Genomic DNA, 24,772 nt, shown 5'->3' on the forward strand with positions numbered 1-24,772 from the left:
GGTGCCGATGGCAAGCGAGGCCGGGCACCCCCCGGCGGCGCTCAACGTCGAAGCCCTGGTCATCATGTACGAGCAACCCGGCAAATCCCTCGATATCCAGCTCAAGCAGGAAAGCAAATGGCGAAGTCTCACCGCGGCGCAGACGCGCTCGCCGGCACGCTGGCACAGGCCGGCGTCAAGCGCATATTCACCTTGTCGGGCAATCACATCATGCCGGTCTTCGACGCCTGCCTCGACGCCGGCGTCGGGCTGCTGCACACGCGCCACGAGGCCGCCACCGTGCACATGGCCGATGCCTGGGCGCGCCTGACCGGCGAGTTCGGCGTGGCCATGGTCACCGGCGGGCCCGGCCACGCCAATGCGGTCTCCGCGCTCTACACCGCGCAGATGTCGGAGTCGCCGCTGGTGTTGCTGTCGGGCCATGCGCCGAACCGGCAGCACGGCTTCGGCGCCTTCCAGGAAATGCGCCAGGCCGAGATGGCGGCGCCGGTAGCCAAGGCAGCCTGGACCTGCGCCGGCGCGGACAGCATCGCCGCCGACATGGCGCTGGCCATGCAGATCGCGGCCTCCGGCCGGCCCGGCCCGGTGCACCTGAGCCTGCCCACCGATGCGCTGGAGGACGCCGTGCGGGAGGCCGGCGTGCCCGCCTCCATCGCCGTCCCGGCGCACGCGCCCGCGCTCGCTGCGCAGGACGCATCCGCCGTGCTGTCGGCGCTGGCGGGCGCGCGGCGCCCGCTGATCCTTGCCGGCCCGGCCTGGCTGACCGCGCGCGCACGCGTGCGCACCGCCGAGCTGGAGGCGCGCACGGGCATTCCCGTGGTCGGCATGGAGAGCCCGCGCGGCAACAACGATCCCAGCCTCGGTGCATTCGCGCAGATGCTGGCGCAGGCCGACTGCGTGCTGTTGCTGGGCAAGCGCCTCGACTTCACGCTCAGGTTCGGCGGCGCGCCCGCCTTTGCGGCCGACTGCAGCTTCCTGCAGATCGATGCTGACGAGAGCGAGCTCGCGCGCAGCCGCCGCGCCGCCGGCGACCGCCTGCGCTTCGCACGGCGCGCGGACGTCGGCAGCGCCATCGCGCAGCTCGTGGCCGGAGCAAGCGGGCCGCAGCGGCACCGCGCGTGGCTGGACGAAGTGGCGGCCGCCATCCGCTACCGGCCCGATGCATGGAACACCGCCACGGCCGCCGGGGCGCTGCACCCGGTCCAGGTATGCCGCCCGCTGCAAGCCATCCTGGATAGCCACCCGGATGCGGTGCTGGTGTCCGACGGCGGCGAGTTCGGGCAGTGGGCGCAGGCGTGCCTGCATGCGCCGCACCGCGTCATCAACGGGCCCGCGGGCGCCATCGGCGCGGGCCTGCCGATGGCGCTGGCGGCACGGCTGGCGCAGCCGGATGCGCCAGTGATCGCCATGATGGGCGACGGCACCACCGGCTTCCATGTCGCGGAGTTCGATACCGCGGTGCGCTACGGCTTGCCGTTCGTCGCCGTGGTCGGCAACGACGCGCGCTGGAATGCCGAGTACCAGATCCAGCTCAACAGCTATGGCAAGGAGCGGCTGGTCGGCTGCGAACTGCTGCCCACCCGCTACGACCAGGTGTGCGCGGCCTTCGGCGGGCACGGCGAGCTTGTGCAGGCGCCGGACCAGCTCTTGCCTGCCGTGCGGCGCGCCATCGCATCGGGCCGTCCGGCCTGCGTCAACGTGCGGATGGAAGGCGTGGCGGCGCCCGTCGTGGCGCGCCGCTGAGCGACACGGCCGCGGCGCGCCCGGCGCTCAGCCCAGCGCGCTGCGATAGACCAGGCCGAGTCCGGCCATGACGAGGACGCCCCATACCGCGTGGATGACCTTCGCCGGCGCGATGCGCCGGTGCAGCCAGCCGCCGGCGAGATAGCCGGCGATCGCGCAAGGCATCAGCACGGCCGCCAGCACGAAGATGGCGGTATTGGCGTACAGTCCCGCCGCCGCGAACATCGCCAGCCTTGCGAAAGCGGTCAGCACGATCAGCGTGCTGGTGGTGGCCCTCAGCTGCCCGGGATCGCGCAGCCGGCCGGCCAGGTAGATGGTGTAGACGGGGCCGCCGGTGCCGAACAGCGCGGTCAGCACGCCGCCGGCGAGGCCGAACGGCACCGACAGCCGCGGATCCAGTTCACTGTAGCCGCGCTTGAACAGCAGGCTCCATGCGGAGTGCAGCAGCACGAACAGGCCAAGCACCAGCAGCAGCGGGCGTTCCGGCGCATGCATCAGCAATGCCAGGCCGCACGCCATGCCGGCCAGCACGCCCGGCACCAGCCGCCGCAACTCTGCCGTATTCACCTGCCGGCGGCTGCGCAGGCCCAGCAGCGTTCCGGCGACCAGATCGAAGAACAGGATCATCGGCACGGCCGTGCGCAACGGCACGATCTGGGTCAGCAGCGGCATGGCCATGATGGAAGAGCCGAACCCGGTGAGCCCGAATATCGTATAGGCCCAAATGACGATCGGCACCAGGCAGGCAAGCTGGAACAGCGACAGGTGCGTCTGCGACAGGAGGAATTCGGTCAGCAAGATGGGCAGCCGATGGGAAGGGGACGGGGGCGGGAGGGATCCGGCGCTGCGAAGCGTGCCCCATCATATGGGTCGCTCACCCTCACGTCAACCACATCATCTATATGACATGGGTGATTGGAGAAGCCTCGCGCGGTCGCCGGGGCCGGCGCCGCGCGGGCCTCGCCGCAAGGCGTGCACAATGCCGGCTGTTGCTTCGGGCACGGGAATCGGGAAAGGAACATGGAACTTCGACAGCTACGCTATTTCGTCCAGGTGGTGGAACTGGGCAGCATGGGCCAGGCGGCGCAGAAGCTGGGCGTGGTCACCTCCGCCCTGAGCCAGCAGATCAGCCGGCTGGAGAGCGAGCTGTCCACGCGGCTGCTGCAGCGCACCTCCAGTGGCACCGTGCCCACCGACGCGGGCCTGGCCTTCTGGCGCCAGGCGCAGCTGGCCATCCGCCATGCCGATGACGCCGTGCGCGCGGCCCAGCTCGCGCGCCTGTCCGGCCATGTGAGCGTGGGCATGGCGCCCAGCACGATCGCCGTGCTCGGGCTGCCCTTCATGCTGGCCATGCGCGAGCGCTATCCCGATATCCGCCTGCACCTGGTGGAGAACCTGTCCGGCAACCTGGCCGCGATGATCGGCGCGCGCCAGCTCGACCTGGCCGTGCTGTTCCAGATCGAGGGCAGCCAGCGCTGGAGCGTGACGCCGCTGCTCGAGGAACGCCTGTTCGTGATTGCGCGCACGGGCCAGGCCGGCATGCCCGCGGGCGCGCCGGTGGAGCTCGAACAGCTCGGCGCCCTGCCGCTGATCCTGCCAAGCAGCCCGCATGGCCTGCGCGCCCTGCTCAACAAGGCCTTCGCGCGCAGCCGGCACCAGCCCAATGTGGTGGCCGAGATCGACGGCCTGGCGATGCTGATGGACGCGGTGCGCGCCGGCCTGGGCGCCACCATCCAGCCCGGCGCGGCGGTGGCGCGGCTGCTCGGCGAGCCACTCGACATGATCGAGATCGCCGACGGCGGCGGCGCCAGTGGCACGAACGGCGCGGTGTGCCGGCCCAACATGCTGGTCAGCCTGTCCGACGACGAGCTATCCCCGGCCGGGCTGGCGGCGCGCACCGTGCTGGCCAGCGTGACCCGCACGCTGGTCAGGGAAGGCCGCTGGCCCGGCGCCACCCTTCACGAATCCTGAAGACCCCTTGCCGTAACGTGACTGGCGCCGCCTCGCCGCGCTTCGTACAGTCACGCCACCATCGCGCCGCGCCGGCGCATGCCCTGCATTGGCCCGGCGCCGCGCGCACGCGCGGCAGCCGGCCCGCGCGCCGACGACAAGAACCATCCCTCCAGGAGACACCATGCAGTCCACCGCCCGCCGCGCCGCGCTCGCCGGCATCCTCGGCACCATCCTCATGTCGGCAGGCGCCGCCTCCTTCGCGGCGGACCCGTGGCCCGCCAAGCCGGTCACGCTGGTGGTGCCCTTCGCCGCCGGCGGCACCACCGACATCATCGGCCGCACCATCGGCCAGAAGCTCGGCGAGGCGCTGCGCCAGCCGGTGGTGGTCGACAACCGGCCCGGCGCCGGCGGCACGCTCGGCGCCGGCATCGTGGCGCGCGCCCAGCCGGATGGCTACACCCTGCTGCTGGCCACCGTGGCGCACACCATGGCGCCCGGCATCTACAAGACCCTGCCCTACGACTTCACCAGGGACCTGGACCCGATCGGCCTGGCCGCGCTGACCCCCAACGTGCTGCTGGTCAACCAGTCCATCCCGGCGAAGACGGTGCCCGAACTGATCGCCTACATCAAGGCGCATCCCGGCAAGGTCAACTACGGCTCCGCCGGCACCGGCAGCACCGAGCACCTGTCCGGCGAGCTGTTCCGCTCGATGACCGGCACCGATATCGCCCACGTGCCCTACAAGGGCGGCGCGCCGATGATGACCGACCTGATCGCCGGCCAGATCCAGATGGCCATCGAGACCAGCCCGTCGGCCGCGCCCCATGTGCGCAGCGGCAAGGTCAAGGCGCTCGCCGTGACGACGGCCAGGCGCTCCGGCGCCTACCCCGGCGTGCCCACGCTGGACGAGAGCGGCGTGAAGGGCTTCGAGGTCACCACCTGGTACGCCGTGATGGCCCCGCACGGCACCCCGCCGGCCGTCGAGCAGCGCATCGGCGCCGAACTGGCGAAGGTGCTGAAACTGCCGGAAGTGCAGAAGCGCTTCGAGGAACAGGGCGTGACCGCCGGCGACATGACGCCCGCGCAGCTGGCCGGCTTCATTCGTGCGGAGACGAGCAAATGGACCAAGGTGGCCAAGGAGTCCGGCGCCAGCGCGGAGTGAGATGAACGCGGTGCGTCGCGGGCGGGGGCGGGGGCCAATGCTGTCCAACGCGCTGGCGCTGAAGAAGGCGCCCGCCGCGCTGGCGAACTTCGATGCCGCCGCGATGGCACGGCAACTCGGCGCGACGGTGCGCACGCACCAGGTGGTCGGGCGCATCCGTGCGGAGGCGCATGCCGTCGAATCGCACGGCACGGCGCTGGAATACAGCCGGCTGGTGCTGGCCGTGGGCGCCGATCCGCGCCGGCCGCCGCTGCGGGGCACGGGCRCCGCCGACGTGTTGTGCATCAACGACCTGCGCGACTACGCGCGCTTCCGCCTGGCGCTGGCGAACTGCCGCTCGGTCGCCATTCTCGGCGCCGGGCTGATCGGCTGCGAATTTGCCAACGACCTGGCCTCGGCCGGCTTCGTCGTGTCGCTGATCGACCCCGCCGCCGCGCCGCTGTCGCGGCTGCTGCCGCAAGCCGCCGGCCATGTCTACGCGCGCGGCCTGCACCGGCACGGCGTGCGCATGCTGCTCGGGCGCAGCGTCAGCACCATCGAGCACGAGGGCTGGGCTACCGCCTGACGCTGGCCGACGGCGGCACGCTCGATGCGGATCTCGTGGTGTCGGCCATCGGGCTGGCACCGCGCACCGCGCTGGCGCGCGCGGCGGGCATCGACACCGGCCAGGGCATCCGCACCGACGCCTGCTGCCGCACCAGCGCGCCAGATGTGTATGCCCTGGGCGATTGCGCCGAGATCGAAGGCAAGGTGCAGCCTTATGTGCTGCCGATCACGCACGCCGCGCGCGCGCTCGCGCGCACGCTGTGCGGCGAGCCGACGCCGGTGGTGTTCCCGGTGATGCCGGTCAGCGTGAAGACGCCCGCGGTGCCCGCCGTGGTGGCAGCGCCCCCGCCGGGCAGCGGCGACTGGCTGGTCGAACAGGCCGCCGGCCCGGTGGACGAATCACTGCGCGCGCTCTGCACCGATGCCGCGAGCGGCCAGCTCGTCGGCTTTTCGCTGCTGGGGAGCGCGGTGCAGGAACGGGCGGCCCTGACCAGGCGCATGGAGGCACGGAACTGAGCTGCCGGCATGCGCGGCGCATCGTCCGAAGGCTGTCAAGTCCGCGGTGCCGGGATCGGGTCTTTCCTGCCAGGCACGCACACCTGTGCAACCAGGCCCGCCAGGCATCGGGCGCCAGGCTGACGGCGCGCCGCCTGCTGGCGGCCGCCGCGCCGCCGTCCGGCGCGAGTGAGGCGGCGGCGCGACGGCCCGCACGATAAAGCCATGCCGTGCGGCGAAACACCTCTATACTGGATGAAATGCTGCACCACAGCATTTCCCGGCCCGCGTGGCCATCCAAACGGAGGCAGGCATGTCACTCTGCGATCTATGCATCACGCAAGTGGACCGACCCGGCCATTTCCCGCCACACCCCCGGCTGGCCAAGGTCACCATGCTGCGCGAAGCCATGCGCGGCACGGGCTTTGTCTACCGCTGCGAGGCGTGCGGGCAGACCCTCGTGTTGTCCGCCGCGAACGAAGACGCGCCGGACCGCTGGACGCTGCTCGATAGTCCGCAGCGCTGAGCCGGGCCAGCCACCGGCGCGCGTGCAGGCGCCCCGTGCCCGCACGCGCGCTGCGCTCAGCCGCGCAGCGCGCGCCGCAGGATCTTGCCCGACCCGGTCTTGGGCAGGTCGTCCACGAACGCCACCAGCCTTGGCACCTTGTAGGCGGCGAGCCGCGTGCGGCAAAACGCCAGCAAGGCCTCTTCCGTGACGACGTGCCCGCGGGCGGGAACGATGAATGCCTTGGCCAGCTCGCCCTTCAACGCGTCGGCCACACCGACCACCGCCGCCATCGCCACGGCGGGATGCTCGCACAGCACACTTTCGAGTTCGGCCGGATAGATATTGAAGCCACCGGTGATGATCATGTCCTTGAGGCGGTCGACCACGAAGATATAGCCGTCGCTGTCCATGTACGCGAGGTCGCCGGTATGCAGGAAACCCTCGGCGTCGATGGCCTGCGCCGTGGCATCCGGGCGGTTGAGATAGCCGTCCATCGTCAGCGGCCCCTTGAGCACCAGTTCGCCCACTTCATGCGGCGGCAGGACGGTGCCGGCGGCATCGGCGCGCACGATGCGCGCCTGCATGAAGGGCAGCGGGATGCCGATCGAGCCGAGCCGCCGCGGGCCGAGCAGGCAATGGGTGGTGCCCAGGCCGCCCAGCTCGGTCATTCCCCACAGCTCAAGCAGTGGTGCGCCGAAGCGCGCCTGCACTTGCTCCATCTTCGCCACCGGCATGGTCTGGCCGCCCACCGTGCAGCGCGTGAGCGAACTGATGTCGTAGTCGCCGAACTGCGGATAGTCCAGCAGGTACATGTACATCGTCGGCACGCCTTCGAAGAGGGTGGCGCGATGCGTGGCGATACTCTGCAGCACCACTTCCGGCCTGAACACGGCGTGCAGCACGAGCGTCATGCCATACGCCATCGCGCAGTTCATGACGATGTTGCCGTACACGTGCGACAAGGGCAGCGCGCTGACCACGGTATCCGCCTCGGTTCGCCCGTGCATGGTCGCGGTCATGGCGGTGTTCATCAGGATCGACCGGTGCGAGAGCACGGCGCCCTTGGGCTTGCCGGTGGTGCCCGAGGTGTAGCCGATCGTGCTGATCTCGCCGAGGCGGTCCTGGTCCAGGCGCAGGCCCGGGTCGGGCGGCGTGCCGGTCCAGTCGGCGAACGCTTCCATGCCTGCCGTGGTGCCCTGCAGCGAGACCAGTGCCGGGCAGGCCTCGCCCAGCGCCTCGCGCAGCGCCAGCAGCTTGTCGCCTTCCCCGAACACCACCGACGCGCCGCAGTCGCCCACCGCGTAGGCCGCCTCCGGCGCTGTCAGCATCAGGTTGAGCGGGTTGGCGATGCAGCCCGCCTTGAGGATGCCGTAGTAGGCCACGATCCATTGCGCGCAGTTGGGCGCGTAGAGCGAGATCGTGGTGCCATGGCCATGTCCGCGTTGCAGCAGGCGGGTGGCCACGCCGGACGACAGGCGGTCCAGTTCGGCAAAGGAATAGCGTTGCCCGTCGGCCACCAGCGCCGTCTTGTCGCCGAAGCGCGCGGCAGCCTGCGCGATCAGCGCGCCGAGTGAAGTCTCCATCATCGTCTCCGGTTGGCCGCGCGCGCGAATTCCCGCAGAATATGCGGCGGAACGCTTCGCGTCATGCCATGGCTGGCATTGCGCGCGTCTTCGATGGTTGCCACTCTAGGCATGGGCGCGGCGCAAGTCTGTCCCGTGCGCAACAATCCGCGGCAATCCCGCGCCGGAGCCGGCCGACACACAAGCCAACCCCGCAAGCCATGGACACGATCGACCAGTTGCTACTCACCGCGCCGTGGTTCGGGGCGCTCGACCCCGGGCTGCAAGCGCAGGTGCGCGCCGGAACCAGCCTGCGAGTGGTAGCGCCGGACGGCTACGTGTGCCGGCGCGGCGAGCCGAGCCATTGCTGGTTCGGCGTGGTGGACGGGCTGGTCAAGGTGTGCAATACGTCGAGCGAAGGCCGGCTGATGACGTTCGCCGGCATTCCGGCCGGCGCCTGGTTCGGCGAGGGCACGGTCATCAAGGCCGAAGCCTGGCACTACGACGCCGTCGCGCTGCGCACCTCGCGCGTGGCGTGCCTGCCCGCCGCGCTGTTCTTCAAGCTGCTTGACTGCAGCATCCCCTTCAACCGCTTCCTGCTCGAACACGTCAACGAACGGCTCGGCCAACTGATGGCCATGGTCGAGAACGACCGCCTTACCGAGCCCGTCCTGCGCGTCGCCAACTGCCTGCTGGCGATGTTCAATCCGCGCCTCTATCCCCTGGGCAAGGCCGAGATACCGCTGACGCAGGAAGAGATCGGCTATCTGTCCGGCGTCACGCGGCAAAAGGTCAATCTTGCCGTGCGCCGGATGGAGACGCATGGCCTGCTGGCGATCACCTACGGCCGCGTCACGGTGATCGATCTGCCCGGGCTGCGTGCCTTTGCCGCGCAGGCGGCCTGACCGGCGCCCGGCGACGCCTTCCGGGAAGGGCGGTCAGCCGAAGGTGAAGACGAAGGCCTGGACACCCGGGTCGAGGAAGCGGATCTCGAAGGTGCGTTCAGCGACCTCGCCCGACTGGCGCACGAGCTGGTAGAGGCGCGTCTGGGTGACGGTGCCGTTGCCCGCCGCGTCGATATCGGCACCGTGGCTTTCTGCCGGCGCCTTGCCGTCCACCTTCACCTGGAAGCGCACCGGCTTGCCGTCGGCGCCCGCGCCAAGGACCAGATGGAGATCGCGCGCGCGGAACCGGTAGGTGATGCCGCCATTCGCCCGGTTCAGCGTCGCCTGCTCGGCGCCCACCGTCCAGTTCCCGTCCAGCCCCCAGCGATTGAGGCGCGGAGCGCCGATGGTGTAGTTCCGCGCGACATCGCTCGTCAGTCCTTCGGGCGAGGCAAAGTTCGACGCCTGCTGATAGCCGATGTAGGTCTCGGCCGAGCGCACGTTGTCGAGGTCGGGTGCGGCCTGCGCACCCGTGGCGTCCGGCGTCACGGCAGGTGTCGCGGCCTTCGCGGCGCCCGCTTCGGCAAGCAAGTCCTGGATGACCTTCTCGGCCTTGTCGTAGTCGCCCTCGCCGAACTGGTGATAGCGGATCCGCCCCTTGGCATCGACGAAGTAGATGGCCGGCCAGTAGTGATTGTCGAATGCACGCCAGATCTTGAAGTCGCTGTCCACCGCGACGGGATAGCCGATACGGAAGCCATCGATCGCCTTGCGGATGTTTCCGGCGTTTCGTTCGAAGGCGAACTCGGGCGTGTGCACGCCGATCACGGTAAGGCCCTGGTCCTTGTACTTTTCCGCCCAGGCCCGCAGGTAGGGGATGGTGCGAATGCAGTTGATGCACGAGTAGGTCCAGAAATCGACCAGCACGACCCTGCCGCGCAGTTGCTCGCTCGTCAGCGGCGGCGAATTAAGCCACCCCACTGCGCCATCGAGCGACGGCAACGATCCCTCGACCGGCAAGCCGCTGCGAAACGCGGGGCGCGCGTCGGCGGCGACCCGCATGATGCCGTCGCGCACGCGCGCGGCCGTCCTGGTCGACGGCGGCTTTGCGTGCGCGGGGAAGGTATCGAGAAGCGCCTGCTCGAACCTGGCCGTGCCGGCGTTCGAAAACCGCGCAAGCAGCCCGGTATCCGCACCCAGCCCGATGGCTGCGACACCGCACAGGACCGCCGCGCCGAGGCCCCGGCGCACCCATTCGCCGGCACCCAGCGATTGCTTCATGGCGGTGAAGACCCGGCCGCCGATCAGCAGCGCAACCGCGAGCGACGTTGCCGCGCCCGCCGCATAGGCCACAAGCAGCAGCGTGGTCTTTGCGTTGGCGCCGTGCAGCGCCGCGCCGGTCAGCACCAGGCCGAGGATCGGCCCCGCGCAGGGCGCCCAGAGCAGGCCGGTGGCAATGCCGACCAGCAAGGCAGCGCCGGAGGTCGGCGCCTGCGACGTCCCGCCCGTCGATTTCATCAAGCGGTTGGCCAGCGCGACGACCGGCTGCGTCAGCGCGCCGGCAAGCCGTGGCGAGAGCAGCGTGACACCGGACACGGCCAGCAGCGCGAGCGCGGCGTAGCGTCCGTATTCGTTGGCCTGCACCACCCAGCCGCCGCCGACCGACGCCAGGGTGGCGACGAGGGCAAAGGTCATGGCCATGCCGGCGAGCATCGGCAGCGTGCTGCGCACGAAGGGCTGCTGCGCGCGCGCAAAGACGAACGGCAGCACCGGCAGGATGCACGGGCTGAGTATCGTCAGCACACCCCCGAGATAGGCAACGGCCAGAAGCGTAATCATGATCGTCCTTTTTGCGTGAATGCTGGGAGGCGCGGCTGTATCCCGGCCATGCATGTATGAAACACCACCGACATATCCCCGATGTATCGGGATCGGCCGCACGCGTATGGAAGTGTGCGCGGCGCCCCGGCAGATACATTGCGATACAAAGAGAAGCGCTTACAATCCCCGGAAACAGTCCGCGTTGACGCATTTCCCGGGCCGCTGCCAATCCGTATCCAATCCACGTCGAAGGTGCTTACGATGGACCCTCATATCGATCACATCCTGATCGTCGATGACGATCGCGAAATCCGGGAACTGGTCTCGACCTATCTCACCAAGAACGGGCTGCGCGTCACCGTCGCACCCGACGGCCGGCACATGCGGGCTTTCCTGGAGGCCAACACCGTCGATCTCATCGTGCTCGACCTGATGCTGCCCGGCGACGACGGCCTGGTCCTGTGTCGCGAACTGCGTGCCGGCAAGCACAAGGCGACTCCGGTGCTGATGCTGACGGCGCGCAGCGACGAGACCGATCGCATCGTCGGCCTGGAGATGGGCGCCGACGACTATCTGGCCAAGCCGTTCGCTGCGCGCGAGCTGCTGGCCCGCATCAAGGCCGTGCTGCGCCGCACCCGCATGCTGCCGCCGAACCTCCAGGTGAGCGAGGCCGGCCAGCTGCTGAGCTTCGGCACCTGGCAGCTCGACACCTCCGGCCGGCACCTGATCGACCAGGAAGGCACGGAGGTGGCGCTCAGCGGCGCCGAATACCGCCTGCTGCGCGTATTCGTCGATCATCCGCAGCGCGTGCTCAACCGGGACCAGCTCCTGAATCTCACGCAGGGGCGCGAAGCGGAACTGTTCGAGCGGTCCATCGACCTGCTGGTCAGCCGGCTGCGCCAGCGCCTTTGCGACGATGCGCGGGAGCCGGCCTACATCAAGACCGTGCGCAACGAGGGCTACGTCTTTTCCATGCCGGTCGAGATCACCGAGATCCGCCGATGAACGCCATCCCCGTGCCCCGGCGGTTCCTGCCCTGGCCCCGCACGCTGGCATCGCGGTTGTTCCTCATCCTTCTCGGCGGCCTGACGATTGCCTATGGCCTGTCCTTCGGCGTGGTGTTCCTGGAGCGCTACGTCACGGCCAGGGCGATGATGCTCGGCACGCTCGAGACCGACGTGGCGACCTCGATCGCCATTCTGGACCGCCTGCCGGCCAACGAGCGGGCAGACTGGCTGTCGCGGCTCAACCGCGGAACGTATCGATATGTGCTGGGCCCGGGCTTGCCCGGCGTCCCCGACCTCACCAGCCGGGGGGCCGACATTGCCGCGCGGATCCAGGACGCCGGCGGCCAGCGCTTTCCCGTCAAGGTCGAATCCATACCGGGCGACGGCAAGCGCCTGCAGGCCCACCTGACCCTGAGCGACGGCAATCCCCTGACGATCGACGTGCACCCCGCCGCCATGCCGCTGGCACAGTGGCTGCCCTATGTCCTGATCACGCAGCTCATTCTTCTGGTGCTTTGCTGCTGGTTCGCGGTGCGGCTGGCGATACGCCCGCTGGCGGACCTCGCCAATGCCGCCAATGCGCTCAACCCGAACAAGCAGGCACCGCGGCTGAGCGAAACGGGGCCAAGCGAAGTGGCGCATGCCGCCACGGCCTTCAACGCCATGCGGGACCGCATCGCCCACTATGTCGAGGAGCGGGTCCAGATCCTGGCGGCGATCTCGCATGACCTCCAGACCCCGATCACGCGCATGAAGCTGCGCGCCGAAATGGCGGAGGACTCCGTCGAAAAGGACAAGCTGGTTCAGGACCTGGCCGAGATCCAGCGACTCGTCCAGGAAGGCCTGGCCTATGCGCGCAGTACGCATGGCGATACCGAGAAGCCGTCCCGCATCGACATCGGGTCCTTCATGGAGAGCCTCGCCTACGACTACCAGGACACCGGCAAGGCCGTGACCATGGCGCAGAAGCTCGACGGCACCATCCTGACGCGTCCCCACGCCCTGCGCCGCATCCTCACCAATCTCATCGACAACGCCTTGAAGTTCGGCGGCTCCGCGGAGCTCTGCGCGCAGACAGATGCGCAAGGCTCGGTCATCATCAAGGTGATGGATCGCGGGCGCGGCATTCCCGAGGCGCAACTCGAGGCCGTCATGCAGCCCTTCTTCCGCCTGGAACAGTCGCGCAGCCGCGAGACCGGCGGGACCGGGCTCGGACTGGCCATCGCGCACCAGCTTGCGCTTGCGATCGGCGGCTCGCTCAAGCTGAGCAACCGCGAAGGCGGCGGGCTCTGCGCGGAAATCACCATCCCTTGCGCAACGCCTTGACCCGCGGCGCCGGGCCTCGCTGAAATGCCCGCGCCTGATCAGTACCGGTCGACTTCGACGACTGCCTCGGCGAAGGCCTGGGGCGCCTCTTGCGGCAGGTTGTGCCCGATGCCCTTGATGATCCGGTGCGTCCGTTTGCCGGTGAACATCTTCGCGTAGGCGGTACCGTCCGTAGCCGGCGCGACGCCGTCCGAATCGCCGTCCAGGGTGATCGTGGGCACGCCAATGGCGGGACCCGCCGCGAGCCGCTTTTCCAGCTCGTCGTATTGCGGATCGCCCTCGGCCAGGCTCAGCCGCCAGCGGTAGTTGTGGATCACGATGCTGATGTAGTCCGGGTTGTCGAAGGACGACGCGGCGCGATTGAACGTGGCATCGTCGAAATCCCACTTCGGCGAGTTGACCTTCCAGATGAGCTTGGCGAAGTCCTTGCGGTTTGCCTCGTAGCCGGCCTTGCCGCGCTCGGTGGCGAAGTAGAACTGGTACCACCATCCCCATTCGGCCTTCGGCGGCAGCGGCACCTTGTTGCGTTCGCGGTTGTTGATCAGGTAGCCGTTCACCGAGACCATGGCCTTGCAGCGCTCCGGCCAGAGCGCCGCGATGATGTTGGCCGTGCGCGCGCCCCAGTCATAGCCAGCGAGGATCGCGCGCTGGATCCCGAGGGCATCCATCAGGGCGATGATATCGAGCGCGACCACCGCCTGCTGGGCATTGCGCTGCGTCTGGGCGGAGAGGAAGCGCGTGGTGCCGTGCCCGCGCAGATGCGGCACGATCACCCGGTAGCCCGCCGATGCCAGCATGGGCGCCACGTCGACGAAGCTGTGGATGTCATAGGGCCAGCCGTGCAGGAGGATGACCACGGGGCCGTCGGCGGGGCCCGCTTCCGCGTAGCCGACATTCAGGACGCCGGCATCGATCTGCTTCAAGGCGCCGAACGATGTATTCGTACCCGGCTTGATGGCGGGCAGGCTTGCCGGTGCTGCCTTGCCGGCCTGCGCCCGGGCGGAGCCGGCCAGGCCGAACTGGGCGGCGGCGATAGTCATGGCCGCAGTCCCGAAGATGCGGCGGCGAAGGTGGTTGATTTCATCCGACATTCTCTCTCTCCCAATGGATTGCACTCGGACCGCAGAATAGGCATGCCGTGTATCCGGCATATTTCCGCGGCCCGGCGCGATTGCATGCGCATGTAGCTTTTGCGCCTCCGGATACATGGCGCTACAAAGGCCCAAGCCGACGGCACCGGCCGCTCATTGCGCGGCGCGCTCCTGCTTGCGCTCCGACAGCAGGCGCTCGATGGTCGCCTCCGTTTCCTTGTAGTTTCCTTCGCCGAAGTGCTGGTAGACGATCTTGCCGCTGGCGTCGATCAGGTAGAGGGCGGGCCAGTACTGGTTGCCGTACGCGCCCCAGGTTGCGTACGCGTTGTCCTGCGCGACCGGGTACTTGATGCCGAAGCGCTTGAGCGCGTCCTGTACGTTCGCGGTCGATCTTTCGGACGCGAACTCGGGCGTGTGCACGCCCACCACCACCAGCCCCTGGTCACGGTATTTTTCGTGCCACTGCTTGACGTACGGCAGCGTGTGAATGCAGTTGATGCAGCTGTAGGTCCAGAAGTCGACCAGCACGACCTTGCCGCGCAGCGAGGAAATGGACAGCGGCTCCGAGTTCAGCCATCGCTCGATGCCGGTGAACTCCGGCGCCATCCCGTGGCTGGCAGGCGCCGGGGTCGCCGTGTTGGCGTAGGTCGCGGCGAGCAGGGTGGCTGCGCCGAGAAGGGTGACTGCTGCGATACAGGCGCGGATTGCGTGGCGCATGGTTCAGGCTCCAGGGTTGGATGGGAAAATCGCCCGGTCTGCGAGGCAATGCATATCTGCCGGCACCGGCCGCCTGCATGGAAGCGGTAGACGCATTTCAACGCCCGCGCGTATCCCGCCTGTTTCGAAAACCGCCTGATTTGAAAAGTATCTTGTCTGGCGGCGGCCTGGATACACAGCGATACAAGGGGCCGCGCGACCCCACACATAATTGCCTCACCGCGCAAAAGCGCGCCTTCGCAACCTGTGAGGAGGACCATCGAATGACGCGTCCGTTGCTTGTCGTCGCCATGATCTTGTCCGCGTTCGTGTATGAGCTGCGCGGCTCCGTGACCTGCCGCTGGGGGCCTGCGAATCCGCCTGCCGTGCGGACCGTCGGCGCCCCCCGGCGCAAGACGCACTCCAGATGACCGGCCCCCCAACCTGCCCATGGAATGCGTAAATGATCCAGCCTGACCATATCCTCATCGTTGACGACGACCGCGAGATCCGTGAACTGGTCGCCACCTACCTGGAGCGCGGCGGGATGCGGGTCACCCTGGCTGAGAACGGCCTCCAGATGCGCTCGGCGCTCGAAACCGGCGCGGTGGACCTCGTCGTGCTGGACCTGATGCTTCCCGGCGAAGACGGGCTGACGCTATGCCGCGACCTGCGCGCCAGCGATCGCAGGAACATGCCGGTCTTGATGCTGACTGCCCGCAACGAGGAAACCGACCGCATCCTGGGCCTCGAGATGGGCGCCGACGACTACGTGGTGAAGCCGTTTGCGGCGCGCGAGTTGCTGGCCCGGATACGTTCGGTGCTGCGGCGCACGCGCATGCTGCCGCCCAACCTGCAGGTCACCGAAGCCGCTACCGTGCTGGCCTTCGGTACCTGGCGGCTGGACACGACCGCGCGGCACCTGCTCGACGAGAACGATGTCGTCGTTGCCCTCAGCGGCGCGGAGTACCGGCTGTTGCGCACCTTCCTGGATCATCCGCAGCGGGTGCTGAACCGCGACCAGTTGCTCAACCTCACGCAGGGCCGCGACGCCGAGCTGTTCGAGCGCTCCATCGACCTGATGGTAAGCCGGCTGCGCCAGCGCCTGCGCGACGACGCGCGCGAGCCCCGCTATATCAAGACAGTGCGCAACGAAGGCTATGTATTCGCCGCGACGGTGGCAATCCACGAGGAGCGCACATGAGCTTTGCCACCCACGCCTTGCGCATATGGCCGCGCACCTTGTTTGCACGCCTGATGGTCATCCTCGTGATCGGTCTCACGCTTGCGCAAGGGCTTTCCTTCGGGCTTGTCGTGATGGAGCGCAGGGAAGCCGCCGACAGGCTGATGCTGGACAACCTCGAACTCGACGTGGCGGGATCCGTCGCGGTCCTCGACCGGCTGCCGGCGGCGGAACGGCCGGCCTGGCTGGACCGCCTGCGGCGAGCGGCATATAGCTACAGGCTCGATCACGGAACGCCCGGCATGCCATTGCATTCGTCGGAATCGGCGCGGGCAGCCACGACCATCGCACAGGCGCTGGCGGGGCGCTACGAAGTGCAGGCAAACGCGCTGCCGGGCAAGCGCGAGCATCTCCAGGTGCACTTGCGGCTGAGCGACGGCAGCCCGCTCACCATCGATATCCTGCCGGCCCGCATGACGGTGTCGACATGGCTTCCGGTGCTGCTGTGCATCCAGCTCGCCCTGCTGGCGGGATGTGCGTGGATCGCCGTGCGCCTGGTCACGCGTCCGCTCAAGCAGCTGGCGAAAGCCGCCGAGATGCTGGGACCGGACCTGAAGGCCGAGCGGATCCCGGAACGCGGACCCGCCGAGATCGTGCACGCCGCCACAGCCTTCAACGCCATGCAGCAGCGGATCGCCGGATACCTCGCCGAGCGCATCGAGATTCTCGCGGCGATCTCCCATGACCTGCAGACCCCCATCACGCGCATGCGGCTGCGGCTGGACCTGATGGACGAATCCGAGACGCTGGGCAAGCTGCGCAGCGACCTGCGCGCGATGGAGCATCTGGTGCGCGAAGGCATCACTTACGCGCGCACGCTGCATGGCAGCGCGGAGACGCCGGTTCGCGTCGATGCCGACGCGCTGCTCGACAGCCTGGCGGGAGACTACCTGGACGGCGGGCATGCGATTGCCATTGACGGCAAGGTATGCGCGCCGATCGTGACGCGGCCGCAGGCGCTGCGGCGCATCCTGACGAACCTCGTCGACAACGCTCTGAAGTTCGGCGGCGACGTCGCCGTCTGCGTGTCACGGGAGGCCGACGGGCGCCTTGCCATCGCCGTTCGCGACCGCGGGCCAGGTATCCCCGAGTCCGAACTGGAGCGGGTGATGCAGCCGTTCTATCGCCTCGAGATGTCGCGCAACAGGGGAACCGGCGGCACCGGGCTGGGCCTGGCGATCGCGCAGCAACTGGCGCAGGCCCTCGGCGGCGGGCTGGTGCTTTCCAACCGCGAAGGCGGAGGTCTCCAGGCCAAGCTCACCCTGGCCGTCTAGCGGCCGGTTCCGCCCGGCGCCGGCGCCGGGCTCACCGCCTTGCCTCCTTTGCCCCGATCGTGGCCGTGGGCGTAACCGTGTGGAAGCACGGCTACGGTTGCGGCCCGCCATTCCTGGCGCGTCCTGCGTCGCCCCCCTCCCCCCGCCAGCCTGCCTTTTCGCCGCCTTCGTCACATGCCGCAGCCGCGGCCGACGACTTTGTATTCGCTTGTATCGGCTGCTCGACACGATACGTGTGATCACAGATGTGCTCCTGCACGGATACGGGCCAGATACTTCGGTCGCCTTAAATGCATCTCATGGCGCGGCGGGAACGACAAACCCCGGAAAAACCCGGACAACCCAGCGGCGGCAGCAACACAAGCCCCGGACCAGGACTGGTCCACGGACCCTGAATACAGCCTAGGAGTCATCATGAACACCATCATTGCAAAGCGCTTCGTTTCCGCCATCGCACTGGTCGCCGCCGCAAGCGGCGTGCAGGCGGCCTTCGCGGCGGACGCGGCCACGAATCACGGCTTTGGCCAGAGCGCGGCGGCAGCCCGCATCAGCGAACGCGACCCGTTCATCGACGGTGCCCGCACCAGCGAACGCGACCCGTTCATCGATGGTGCCCGCATCGGCCAGCGCGATGTCTTCACCGACGGTGCCCGCACGCTCGCCGGCCTGGACCGCAGCGGCCCCTCGGCCGACCCGGCCCGCGCCATCGACCCGTACCTGGACGGCGCCCGCATCGGCCAGCGCGATGTCTTCACCGATGGTGCCCGCACGCTCGCCGGCCTGGACCGCGCCGGCGTGTCGGCCGACCCGGCCCGCGCCGTCGACCCCTACCTGGACGGCGCCCGCATCGGCCAGCGCGATGTCTTCACCGATGGTGCCCGCACGCTTGCCGGCCTGGACCGCACCGGCGTGTCGGCCGACCCGGCCCGCGCCGCCGACCCCTACCTGGACGGCGCCCGTATCGGCCAGCGCGATGTCTTCACCGATGGTGCCCGCGCCGCTGCCTGAGGCCCCCGCGGGTCCCGCCTGCGCGCAACGGCACATCCACGCAATACCCACGCTGATTCTGTACCCCGGGCACGGCAGCCGTGCCCGCTTTCAAAGAATCCGAAGGCAGTTTTTTACTCTGAGGAGTCCATCATGACCCAAGTCGAAAACAAGGTCCTGTACACCGGCAAGACCCACACCACCGGCGGCCGCGACGGCAGCTCCCGCAGCACCGATGGCCACCTGGACATCAAGCTTTCGTCGCCCGGCACGACGGGCAGCGGCACCAATCCGGAGCAACTGTTTGCCGCCGGCTGGTCGGCCTGCTTCATCGGCGCGATGGGGATTGCGGCCGGCAAGCTGAAGGTCGCGCTCCCGGCCGACCTGGCCGTCGACGCCGAAGTGGACCTGGTCAACGGCGGCGACGCCTACTTCCTGCAGGCCCGCCTCAACGTCAGCCTGCCGGGACTGGAGCGCGACGTTGCGCAAGCCCTGGCGGACAGCGCGCACCAGACCTGCCCTTACTCCAAGCTCGCGCGCGGCAATATCGACGTCGTGATCAACGTGGTCTGAGCCACGCGCATCACGGCCCCGGCCCGCCCGCGCCGATCGGGCGGGCTGCCCCCTGCCTTGCAGGCCCCGCCAGACATCTCAGGCGTTTCCCCGGGCCTGGCAGCAAGCTTCTGACCGGCCGTGCCGGCCGTCACGCCTCGCTTCGCACAGCCTTGACGAGATTGTTGCGCAGCCCGACGATGTCCTTTTGCAGCTTCGTGAATCCCTGGGGCGTGAGGCCGCAGGCCTCCACCAGATTGACGTCCTGGGCCCGTTCGCGCAGGCGCCTCCCGCTTTTCGTCAGGCTGACCCGCACCTGGCGCTCGTTGGCCGCATCGCGCTTGCGCTCCACGTAGCCCACCGCTTCGAGTTTCTTGAGGATCGGCGTGAGGGTATTCGATTCGAGAAAGAGCTTCTCGCCGAGGCCGCTGACCGTCTGGTCGTCCTCCTCCGAAAGCGCGATGATCGTGACGTATTGGGTGTAGGTGAGGCCGAGTTTATCGAGGAGCGGCCTGTAGGCCTTGCCGAACGCCAGGTTCGCCGAGTAGACCGCAAAGCACAGGAAGTCGGCCAGTTTTACGTCTTCGGGATCGGCCCGTACATTCGATTTCATCTGTATCCCTCGCGTTAGCGCTGTCCGTTGAATGACACAGCATACATCGGATACGCGTTAATCGGAACCGCTATGAAAATCGGGAACGGAAACACCGGGGGTGCCTGTTCCGATGGCGTCACATCCGGGTTCACCGCTTCGGGCAGTGGATGTCCGAGGAGGCTCTGCCTGCTGACACGCTAAATATTGAAAGCCTGTTTCAGCAAGCTCTGGCCTCACTCGAAGCCGTGGAAGTTGAGGCCATCAAAGCGATCGCCCGCGAGGCGAGCGGCATCGATTACCACTTGCCGGGCCATTCCCGGTGAAGGTCGTCAATCGTGAAAGCGTGGCGATGCCTGCGTTGTCCGGTCCTCTCTCCTTCTTCCAGGTGGGCATCCAGTTCGTCGCCTTCAGGATGCTCGTGCTCCAGCATGTCGGGGTCATTGGCCGGCCATAGCCGCCATGCGCAAAGGACACCAATCAAGGAGATGCCGGCCAGCACTGCAAACGCTGCAGTCATGCCATACCCGGCGCCGATCTGGCCGGCCAGCGGATAGGCGATCAACCAGCATGCATGTGACAGGGAGAATTGCGCGGCAAACACCGCCGCTCGGTCGGGCGAGGTGGCGGATCGCCTGAGCAGGCGTCCGCCCGGCGTCTGCGTCATCGAGTAGCCAGCGCCGATCACAAACCACGTCAGAAGAAATGCCGGCCACTCGGCCGCCGGCGCAAGGCCGGTCAGCACCACGCCGAACGCAAGGCCAAGGGTCATGATGAACGCCCCGGTCAGCATTGGGGGCCGGTCCGGACGCGCATTGAGGAAGCGCGGCAGCATCAGCGCAACAAGCATCGAGCCGAAACCGAATGCCGCCAGTCCGAACGGCACGTCCGATGCCGGACGCTGCAGATTGCCCTGCACGTAGACAACCGTATTGACGATCACCATCGAACTGGCGGCTGCCGCGGCAAGGTTCAGCGCAAGCAGCCCTCGCAGGCGCGGGGTACGCAGGTAGATGGAGATCCCGCGAAAGGTCTTCGCGTAGATGCTGCCCGTACGGTCCACGGCACGGGACTGCGGCAGACGCACCGATACCACCAGTGCGGCCGAGCAAAGGAAGCCAATGACCGTGCCACCAAACAGCCAGTGAAAACTGATGACCGACAGCAATGCCGCAGCAAGCGCAGGACTCGCCAGACTCTCCATGTCGTAGGCCAGGCGCGACAACGACAGTGCACGGGTATAGTCCTTCTCCTCCGGCAGCACGTCCGGGATCGTCGCCTGGAACGTTGGCGTGAAGGCGGCGGAGGCCGATTGCAGCAGGAAGATCAGCACGTAGATCTGCCAGACCTGTGTCACGAACGGCAGCGAAATGGCCACGGCGGCACGCACGAGGTCCATCGCCACGAGAAATGCGCGGCGCGGCAGGCGGTTGGCGAAGGCGCCCACCACGGGCGCGATGCCGACATAGGCCACCATCTTGATAGCGAGCGCCGTGCCAAGGACGCTTCCAGCGTTTGCCCCGGCGAGGTCGTAGGCCAGCAGCCCAAGCGCAACGGTTGCYAGCCCCGTCCCGACCAGTGCAATCACCTGCGCCGCAAACAGGTGCCTGTACGTGCGATTTCCCAGTACTTCAAGCATGACGTCTCCGACGCTTCAAAACGCTCACTACACTTCGACCAGTGCGCTGTCGCCTGTGACGGCATGCCGTTGCCGGCCCAGGGCCACGCCGCGCCGCATGGGGCCGGCAGGACAAACAGCGTCGGCACGGTCGCCATGATGCGTCCACCAATGACGACTATCGCCAGCGGCGTCTGAACTTAAGCGCCCGTGCCTGTGACGATTGCGCATCTTTACCGGATTCCCGGAATTGTAGAGATATCTACAACATTGAAGAGGCGACTACGGCCAGCTACGCTTGGCGCATGAACCCTCTCCAATCAAGCCCCCAGGCCGCCTGGCTGCTGCTGATCGTCAGCCTGCCGACATCGGCCGCCACGCCGCGCATGCGACTGTGGCGCGGCATCAAGTCGCTCGGCGCAGCGCCGCTGCGCGACGGCGCCTATCTTCTGCCCGACCAGCCAGGATTGCGCGGCCAGCTCGAAAAGCTGGCCGGGGACGCGAAAAGCGAGGACGGCAAGGTCTGGATTCTTTCGGTCCAGACGAACGATGCGCATGAAGATGCCGAGTATCGCGCATTGTTCGACCGGTCTGCCGAGTATGCGACCTGGACGGCCGAACTCTCCGGCGCCCGTGCAACGTTGGGTGACGCGGACGAAGCGGAACTGCTGCGCCTGGTGCGCCGTCACGGCCGGGCATTCGACGCGATCCGGAATATCGATTTCTTCCACAGCGATGCGTCAGCCCGGGCGGAAGCGCAATGGCGCGACTTCAACGCGGCCGTCGACATCCTCCTGTCGCCCGGCGAACCGCACGGAGTAGCCGGCCGCATCCCGCGACGCGATCCCGCCCAGTATCAGGGAAGGCGCTGGGCGACCCGCCGGCACCTCTGGGTGGACCGAGTCGCCTGTGCCTGGTTGATCCAGCGCTTCATCGATCCCCACGCCACCTTCCTCTGGCTCGACGACGTGCGCCAATGCCCGGACGATGCGCTGGGATTCGATTTCGATGGCGCGACCTTCACCCATATCGGCGACCGCGTTTCGTTCGAGGTGTTGCTCGCCAGCTTTGGGCTCGACGAGGACAAGGGACTGGCGCGCCTTGGCCAGATGATTCACGTACTCGACATCGGCGGCACGCCCGTCGCGGAAGCGAGCGGCTTCGAGGCCATGCTGACCGGTGCCCGCGAGCGGCTGCCCGATGACGATGCCCTGCTGGGCGAGATGAGCCATGTCCTCGATTCGCTCCATGTGCACTTCTCCGGCAGCCGCAAACGCTAGGCCACTCCCCCCCAATCAAGCTCACCCCTCGAGACTAACGATGAACTCGCCCCAACCAGCCGATACCTCGTCGGCCCAGCCAACGCATAGCCGCCCCGGCTACACGCTGCGGCAACTGGTGCTCTACTTCCTGCGACTTGGCACCTTCGGCTTTGGTGGCCCGGTAGCACTGGCCGGCTACATGCACCGTGACCTGGTGGATGCGCGGCAGTGGATCACCGATGCCGACTACAAGGAAGGCATCGCGCTGGCACAACTGGCGCCAGGGCCGCTGGCGGCCCAGCTGGCGATCTATCTTGGCTATGTGCATTACCGCATCCTGGGCGCGACGCTCATCGGCATCGCCTTTGTGCTGCCATCGTTCCTGATGGTGCTGGCGCTCGGCTGGGCGTACCTGCGCTTCGGCGGGCTGACGTGGATGCAGTCGGTGTTCTACGGCGTGGGTGCAGCCGTCATCGGCATCATCGCGATCAGTGCCTACAAGCTGACCAGGAAAAGCGTGGGCAAGGACAAACTGCTGTGGTTCATCTACCTGGTCCTCGTCGCAGTGACGGTCATCACCGAGTCGGAGGTGGCCTGGCTATTTCTCGCGGCCGGCATTCTGGTCTGGTTCTGGCGTGCGCCGCCGAAATGGCTGCGTCAAGGCAAGCTGAATGCGATGGCAGCAACACCCTTCCCGGCGGCAAGCGGCCTGCTGAGTACGGTGGACTGGCCACTGCTCTCGCAGATCGGTGTGTTCTTTGCCAAGGCCGGTGCGTTCGTCTTCGGTTCAGGGCTTGCCATCGTACCGTTCCTGTACGGCGGCGTGGTGACTGAGCACCAGTGGTTGAACGACAAGCAGTTTGTCGACGCCGTGGCCGTGGCCATGATTACGCCTGGCCCGGTCGTCATCACCGTCGGCTTCATTGGCTATCTGGTCGCGGGACTGCCGGGTGCCTGCGTGGCAGCGGCGGCGACTTTCCTGCCCTGTTACCTGTTCACCATCCTGCCGGCGCCTTACTTCAAGAAGTACGGCAAGCTGCCCGCCATCCTGGCGTTCGTGGATGGCGTCACCGCAGCCGCCATCGGCGCCATCACCGGAGCGGTCATTGTGCTGGCCAGGCGCTCGATCGTCGATATTCCCACCGCGCTGCTGGCGCTGGTCACCGTTGCGCTGCTGCTTAAGTTCAAGAAGCTGCCCGAACCCATGATTGTTGCGGGTGCTGCCGTGATCGGCCTGGTGGCCTATCCGCTGCTGCATCACTGAGTCGCCAAAGGAGACACCATGACTTACCAGACGAAGCCGCTCTCATGCGATCCAACCAGGCTGCCGGGCCTGTCCGAGAAACTGATCGTCAGCCACTACGAGAACAACTACGGTGGTGCGGTAAAGCGGCTCAACGCCATTACGGCGGAGCTTGTCGCACTGGATATGGCGACCGCACCCGTGTTCTTGCTCAATGGCTTGAAGCGCGAGGAGCTGATCGCCACGAATTCGATGATCCTGCATGAGGTCTATTTCGACAGCCTTGGCGATGCCGGGCCGCCGGAAGGCAATCTGAAGGCCACCATCGAGCGCGATTTCGGCTCGTTCGCACGCTGGCAGGCCGAATTCACGGCCATGGGCAAGGCGCTTGGCGGCGGCTCGGGCTGGGTGCTGCTCACCTACTCGCCGCGCGACCATCGGCTTGTCAACCAGTGGGCGTCGGATCACGCTCATACGCTGGCCGGTGCCACGCCCATCCTGGCGCTCGATATGTATGAGCATTCCTATCACATGGACTACGGCGCCAAGGCCGCGGCCTATGTGGATGCATTCATGCAGAACATCCACTGGAAACGCGTGGCCGACCGACTGGCGGCCCTGCAGCAGTAGGCTGGATGCATCCTGCAAACCAACGGAGACTGTCACCATGCAGTGGATCACGCGGGAACGCCCCAAGATCGATCGCATCGCCTGCCCATGGCTGATCGCGCGCTTTATCGACGAGACACCGGACTTCCTGTACGTGCGGGCCGGGGACGTCGCGCGCATCGCCAGCGAAAGCGGCGCAATTCCTTATGACATCCCTGGTGTCGAACTGACGCATGTGGGCGAGCTTTGCAGCTTCGACGCATTCCTCGGCAAGTACAAGCTCGGCGGTGATCCGGCCCTGCAGCAACTGGCCGGCATCGTGCGCGGCGCGGATACATCACGGCTGGACCTCACACCGCAGTCGAGCGGCCTCTATGCCATTTCGCTGGGGCTGTCTCACGTTTTCACCGACGACCATGAAATGCTTGAACATGGCATGGTGATGTACGACGCGCTATATGCTTGGTGTCAGAGTTGCCAGGCGGAGACACATGCGTGGCCGCCGCAAATGTCCGCATGAAAAGCGCTGGGGCATCAGATGAAACGGATTTTCGCCGCGAGCTTGCGGAGTACAAGACGGGACTGAGGTGTCGGT

At 67.5% G+C, this 24,772-nt stretch carries 25 protein-coding genes; 18 read left to right on the forward strand and 7 right to left on the reverse strand.

Translation table 11 applies throughout. From position 1 onward, the window contains the following. Positions 1-117 precede the first annotated feature (117 nt). Positions 118-1,743, forward strand: coding sequence for a thiamine pyrophosphate-binding protein (locus tag AB4Z48_RS09510; RefSeq protein ID WP_441613672.1), 1,626 nt, complete (start codon positions 118-120; stop codon positions 1,741-1,743). A 27-nt stretch (positions 1,744-1,770) separates the two neighbouring features. On the opposite strand, the gene AB4Z48_RS09515 is transcribed toward AB4Z48_RS09510, so the two are convergent. Continuing rightward, on the reverse strand, positions 1,771-2,541 hold the full coding sequence (locus tag AB4Z48_RS09515; RefSeq protein WP_441613673.1) for a sulfite exporter TauE/SafE family protein: 771 nt from the start codon (positions 2,539-2,541) through the stop codon (positions 1,771-1,773). Positions 2,542-2,763: 222 nt separating this feature from the next. On the opposite strand from AB4Z48_RS09515, the gene AB4Z48_RS09520 reads away from it, so the two are divergent. From AB4Z48_RS09520 to AB4Z48_RS09540, 5 genes are all read left to right on the forward strand, one after another. Next, complete coding sequence (locus AB4Z48_RS09520; protein WP_441613674.1) at positions 2,764-3,714, forward strand: LysR family transcriptional regulator; 951 nt, start codon at positions 2,764-2,766, stop codon at positions 3,712-3,714. A gap of 163 nt (positions 3,715-3,877) precedes the next feature. After that, on the forward strand, positions 3,878-4,861 hold the full coding sequence (locus AB4Z48_RS09525; protein WP_441613675.1) for a Bug family tripartite tricarboxylate transporter substrate binding protein: 984 nt from the start codon (positions 3,878-3,880) through the stop codon (positions 4,859-4,861). Positions 4,862-4,898: 37 nt separating this feature from the next. After that, complete coding sequence (locus tag AB4Z48_RS09530; RefSeq protein WP_441613676.1) at positions 4,899-5,426, forward strand: FAD-dependent oxidoreductase; 528 nt, start codon at positions 4,899-4,901, stop codon at positions 5,424-5,426. A gap of 38 nt (positions 5,427-5,464) precedes the next feature. Next, complete coding sequence (locus AB4Z48_RS09535; protein ID WP_441613677.1) at positions 5,465-5,923, forward strand: FAD-dependent oxidoreductase; 459 nt, start codon at positions 5,465-5,467, stop codon at positions 5,921-5,923. 292 nt (positions 5,924-6,215) lie between these two features. After that, the gene (locus tag AB4Z48_RS09540) at positions 6,216-6,428 is read left to right on the forward strand and encodes a hypothetical protein (RefSeq protein WP_441613678.1); all 213 of its coding nucleotides are present in this window, start codon (positions 6,216-6,218) and stop codon (positions 6,426-6,428) included. Between the two features lie 56 nt (positions 6,429-6,484). Here the strand turns inward: AB4Z48_RS09540 and AB4Z48_RS09545 are convergent, their stop codons facing one another. Beyond that, complete coding sequence (locus AB4Z48_RS09545; RefSeq protein WP_441613679.1) at positions 6,485-7,996, reverse strand: class I adenylate-forming enzyme family protein; 1,512 nt, start codon at positions 7,994-7,996, stop codon at positions 6,485-6,487. 197 nt (positions 7,997-8,193) lie between these two features. Here AB4Z48_RS09545 and AB4Z48_RS09550 point away from each other — a divergent pair, with 197 nt between their 5' ends. Then, complete coding sequence (locus AB4Z48_RS09550) at positions 8,194-8,877, forward strand: Crp/Fnr family transcriptional regulator (protein WP_441613680.1); 684 nt, start codon at positions 8,194-8,196, stop codon at positions 8,875-8,877. Between the two features lie 33 nt (positions 8,878-8,910). Here the strand turns inward: AB4Z48_RS09550 and AB4Z48_RS09555 are convergent, their stop codons facing one another. Then, positions 8,911-10,692 (reverse strand): cytochrome c biogenesis protein DipZ, encoded by a 1,782-nt coding sequence (locus AB4Z48_RS09555; protein WP_441613822.1) that lies wholly within the window; start codon positions 10,690-10,692, stop codon positions 8,911-8,913. Positions 10,693-10,938: 246 nt separating this feature from the next. Between AB4Z48_RS09555 and AB4Z48_RS09560 the strand changes: the two genes are divergently transcribed. Together AB4Z48_RS09560 and AB4Z48_RS09565 are read left to right on the forward strand one after the other, a co-directional pair. After that, entirely contained in the window at positions 10,939-11,682 is a 744-nt protein-coding gene (locus tag AB4Z48_RS09560; RefSeq protein ID WP_441613681.1) for a response regulator, read from the forward strand. Further along, positions 11,679-13,010, forward strand: coding sequence for a sensor histidine kinase (locus AB4Z48_RS09565; RefSeq protein ID WP_441613682.1), 1,332 nt, complete (start codon positions 11,679-11,681; stop codon positions 13,008-13,010). Before AB4Z48_RS09560 ends, AB4Z48_RS09565 begins: the two co-directional genes overlap by 4 nt. Positions 13,011-13,048: 38 nt before the next feature. Here the strand turns inward: AB4Z48_RS09565 and AB4Z48_RS09570 are convergent, their stop codons facing one another. Next, positions 13,049-14,101, reverse strand: a complete 1,053-nt coding sequence (locus AB4Z48_RS09570) for an alpha/beta fold hydrolase (protein WP_441613683.1) — start codon at positions 14,099-14,101, stop codon at positions 13,049-13,051. 153 nt (positions 14,102-14,254) lie between these two features. Further along, positions 14,255-14,818, reverse strand: a complete 564-nt coding sequence (locus AB4Z48_RS09575) for a thioredoxin family protein (RefSeq protein ID WP_441613684.1) — start codon at positions 14,816-14,818, stop codon at positions 14,255-14,257. 442 nt (positions 14,819-15,260) lie between these two features. On the opposite strand from AB4Z48_RS09575, the gene AB4Z48_RS09580 reads away from it, so the two are divergent. From AB4Z48_RS09580 to AB4Z48_RS09595, 4 genes are all read left to right on the forward strand, one after another. After that, positions 15,261-16,001 carry a response regulator gene (locus tag AB4Z48_RS09580; RefSeq protein ID WP_441613685.1) on the forward strand — a complete coding sequence of 247 codons (741 nt, stop codon included), beginning with the start codon at positions 15,261-15,263 and terminating at the stop codon, positions 15,999-16,001. Beyond that, positions 15,998-17,314, forward strand: a complete 1,317-nt coding sequence (locus AB4Z48_RS09585; RefSeq protein ID WP_441613686.1) for an ATP-binding protein — start codon at positions 15,998-16,000, stop codon at positions 17,312-17,314. The genes AB4Z48_RS09580 and AB4Z48_RS09585 overlap by 4 nt, the downstream gene beginning before the upstream one ends. A 414-nt stretch (positions 17,315-17,728) precedes the next feature. Continuing rightward, on the forward strand, positions 17,729-18,322 hold the full coding sequence (locus AB4Z48_RS09590) for a copper resistance protein CopQ (protein ID WP_441613687.1): 594 nt from the start codon (positions 17,729-17,731) through the stop codon (positions 18,320-18,322). A 132-nt stretch (positions 18,323-18,454) separates the two neighbouring features. Further along, positions 18,455-18,874 carry an organic hydroperoxide resistance protein gene (locus AB4Z48_RS09595; RefSeq protein ID WP_441613688.1) on the forward strand — a complete coding sequence of 140 codons (420 nt, stop codon included), beginning with the start codon at positions 18,455-18,457 and terminating at the stop codon, positions 18,872-18,874. 130 nt (positions 18,875-19,004) lie between these two features. Here the strand turns inward: AB4Z48_RS09595 and AB4Z48_RS09600 are convergent, their stop codons facing one another. Continuing rightward, positions 19,005-19,466, reverse strand: coding sequence for a MarR family winged helix-turn-helix transcriptional regulator (locus AB4Z48_RS09600; RefSeq protein WP_441613689.1), 462 nt, complete (start codon positions 19,464-19,466; stop codon positions 19,005-19,007). A gap of 149 nt (positions 19,467-19,615) precedes the next feature. Here AB4Z48_RS09600 and AB4Z48_RS09605 point away from each other — a divergent pair, with 149 nt between their 5' ends. After that, positions 19,616-19,771 carry a hypothetical protein gene (locus AB4Z48_RS09605; protein ID WP_441613690.1) on the forward strand — a complete coding sequence of 52 codons (156 nt, stop codon included), beginning with the start codon at positions 19,616-19,618 and terminating at the stop codon, positions 19,769-19,771. On the opposite strand, the gene AB4Z48_RS09610 is transcribed toward AB4Z48_RS09605, so the two are convergent. Further along, complete coding sequence (locus AB4Z48_RS09610) at positions 19,744-21,084, reverse strand: MFS transporter (RefSeq protein ID WP_441613691.1); 1,341 nt, start codon at positions 21,082-21,084, stop codon at positions 19,744-19,746. The genes AB4Z48_RS09605 and AB4Z48_RS09610 overlap by 28 nt on opposite strands. 284 nt (positions 21,085-21,368) lie before the next feature. Here AB4Z48_RS09610 and AB4Z48_RS09615 point away from each other — a divergent pair, with 284 nt between their 5' ends. From AB4Z48_RS09615 to AB4Z48_RS09630, 4 genes are read left to right on the forward strand one after another with little or no spacing between them, the layout of a single operon-like run. After that, positions 21,369-22,343, forward strand: coding sequence for a chromate resistance protein ChrB domain-containing protein (locus AB4Z48_RS09615; protein WP_441613692.1), 975 nt, complete (start codon positions 21,369-21,371; stop codon positions 22,341-22,343). 40 nt (positions 22,344-22,383) lie between these two features. Next, positions 22,384-23,589 (forward strand): chromate transporter, encoded by a 1,206-nt coding sequence (locus AB4Z48_RS09620; protein WP_441613693.1) that lies wholly within the window; start codon positions 22,384-22,386, stop codon positions 23,587-23,589. Between the two features lie 18 nt (positions 23,590-23,607). Beyond that, the gene (locus tag AB4Z48_RS09625) at positions 23,608-24,198 is read left to right on the forward strand and encodes a superoxide dismutase (protein WP_441613694.1); all 591 of its coding nucleotides are present in this window, start codon (positions 23,608-23,610) and stop codon (positions 24,196-24,198) included. A 37-nt stretch (positions 24,199-24,235) separates the two neighbouring features. Then, positions 24,236-24,697, forward strand: coding sequence for a chromate resistance protein ChrB domain-containing protein (locus AB4Z48_RS09630; RefSeq protein ID WP_441613695.1), 462 nt, complete (start codon positions 24,236-24,238; stop codon positions 24,695-24,697). Positions 24,698-24,772: the final 75 nt, after the last annotated feature.

It is taken from the genome of Cupriavidus sp. 2TAF22 (genome assembly GCF_052115045.1).
Lineage (GTDB): Bacteria > Pseudomonadota > Gammaproteobacteria > Burkholderiales > Burkholderiaceae > Cupriavidus.

What these genes read in the sequence shown, in the direction of transcription:
- AB4Z48_RS09585 (WP_441613686.1), top strand. Translation starts at nt 15,998, where the DNA reads ATGAGCTTTGCCACCCACGCCTTGCGCATATGGCCGCGCACCTTGTTT.
- AB4Z48_RS09550 (WP_441613680.1), top strand. Translation starts at nt 8,194, where the DNA reads ATGGACACGATCGACCAGTTGCTACTCACCGCGCCGTGGTTCGGGGCG.
- AB4Z48_RS09605 (WP_441613690.1), top strand. Translation starts at nt 19,616, where the DNA reads ATGTCCGAGGAGGCTCTGCCTGCTGACACGCTAAATATTGAAAGCCTG.
- AB4Z48_RS09540 (WP_441613678.1), top strand. Translation starts at nt 6,216, where the DNA reads ATGTCACTCTGCGATCTATGCATCACGCAAGTGGACCGACCCGGCCAT.
- AB4Z48_RS09630 (WP_441613695.1), top strand. Translation starts at nt 24,236, where the DNA reads ATGCAGTGGATCACGCGGGAACGCCCCAAGATCGATCGCATCGCCTGC.
- AB4Z48_RS09575 (WP_441613684.1), bottom strand. Translation starts at nt 14,818, where the DNA reads ATGCGCCACGCAATCCGCGCCTGTATCGCAGCAGTCACCCTTCTCGGC.
- AB4Z48_RS09590 (WP_441613687.1), top strand. Translation starts at nt 17,729, where the DNA reads ATGAACACCATCATTGCAAAGCGCTTCGTTTCCGCCATCGCACTGGTC.
- AB4Z48_RS09545 (WP_441613679.1), bottom strand. Translation starts at nt 7,996, where the DNA reads ATGATGGAGACTTCACTCGGCGCGCTGATCGCGCAGGCTGCCGCGCGC.
- AB4Z48_RS09570 (WP_441613683.1), bottom strand. Translation starts at nt 14,101, where the DNA reads ATGTCGGATGAAATCAACCACCTTCGCCGCCGCATCTTCGGGACTGCG.
- AB4Z48_RS09510 (WP_441613672.1), top strand. Translation starts at nt 118, where the DNA reads ATGGCGAAGTCTCACCGCGGCGCAGACGCGCTCGCCGGCACGCTGGCA.
- AB4Z48_RS09580 (WP_441613685.1), top strand. Translation starts at nt 15,261, where the DNA reads ATGATCCAGCCTGACCATATCCTCATCGTTGACGACGACCGCGAGATC.
- AB4Z48_RS09520 (WP_441613674.1), top strand. Translation starts at nt 2,764, where the DNA reads ATGGAACTTCGACAGCTACGCTATTTCGTCCAGGTGGTGGAACTGGGC.
- AB4Z48_RS09615 (WP_441613692.1), top strand. Translation starts at nt 21,369, where the DNA reads ATGAACCCTCTCCAATCAAGCCCCCAGGCCGCCTGGCTGCTGCTGATC.
- AB4Z48_RS09625 (WP_441613694.1), top strand. Translation starts at nt 23,608, where the DNA reads ATGACTTACCAGACGAAGCCGCTCTCATGCGATCCAACCAGGCTGCCG.
- AB4Z48_RS09620 (WP_441613693.1), top strand. Translation starts at nt 22,384, where the DNA reads ATGAACTCGCCCCAACCAGCCGATACCTCGTCGGCCCAGCCAACGCAT.
- AB4Z48_RS09565 (WP_441613682.1), top strand. Translation starts at nt 11,679, where the DNA reads ATGAACGCCATCCCCGTGCCCCGGCGGTTCCTGCCCTGGCCCCGCACG.
- AB4Z48_RS09595 (WP_441613688.1), top strand. Translation starts at nt 18,455, where the DNA reads ATGACCCAAGTCGAAAACAAGGTCCTGTACACCGGCAAGACCCACACC.
- AB4Z48_RS09560 (WP_441613681.1), top strand. Translation starts at nt 10,939, where the DNA reads ATGGACCCTCATATCGATCACATCCTGATCGTCGATGACGATCGCGAA.
- AB4Z48_RS09600 (WP_441613689.1), bottom strand. Translation starts at nt 19,466, where the DNA reads ATGAAATCGAATGTACGGGCCGATCCCGAAGACGTAAAACTGGCCGAC.
- AB4Z48_RS09525 (WP_441613675.1), top strand. Translation starts at nt 3,878, where the DNA reads ATGCAGTCCACCGCCCGCCGCGCCGCGCTCGCCGGCATCCTCGGCACC.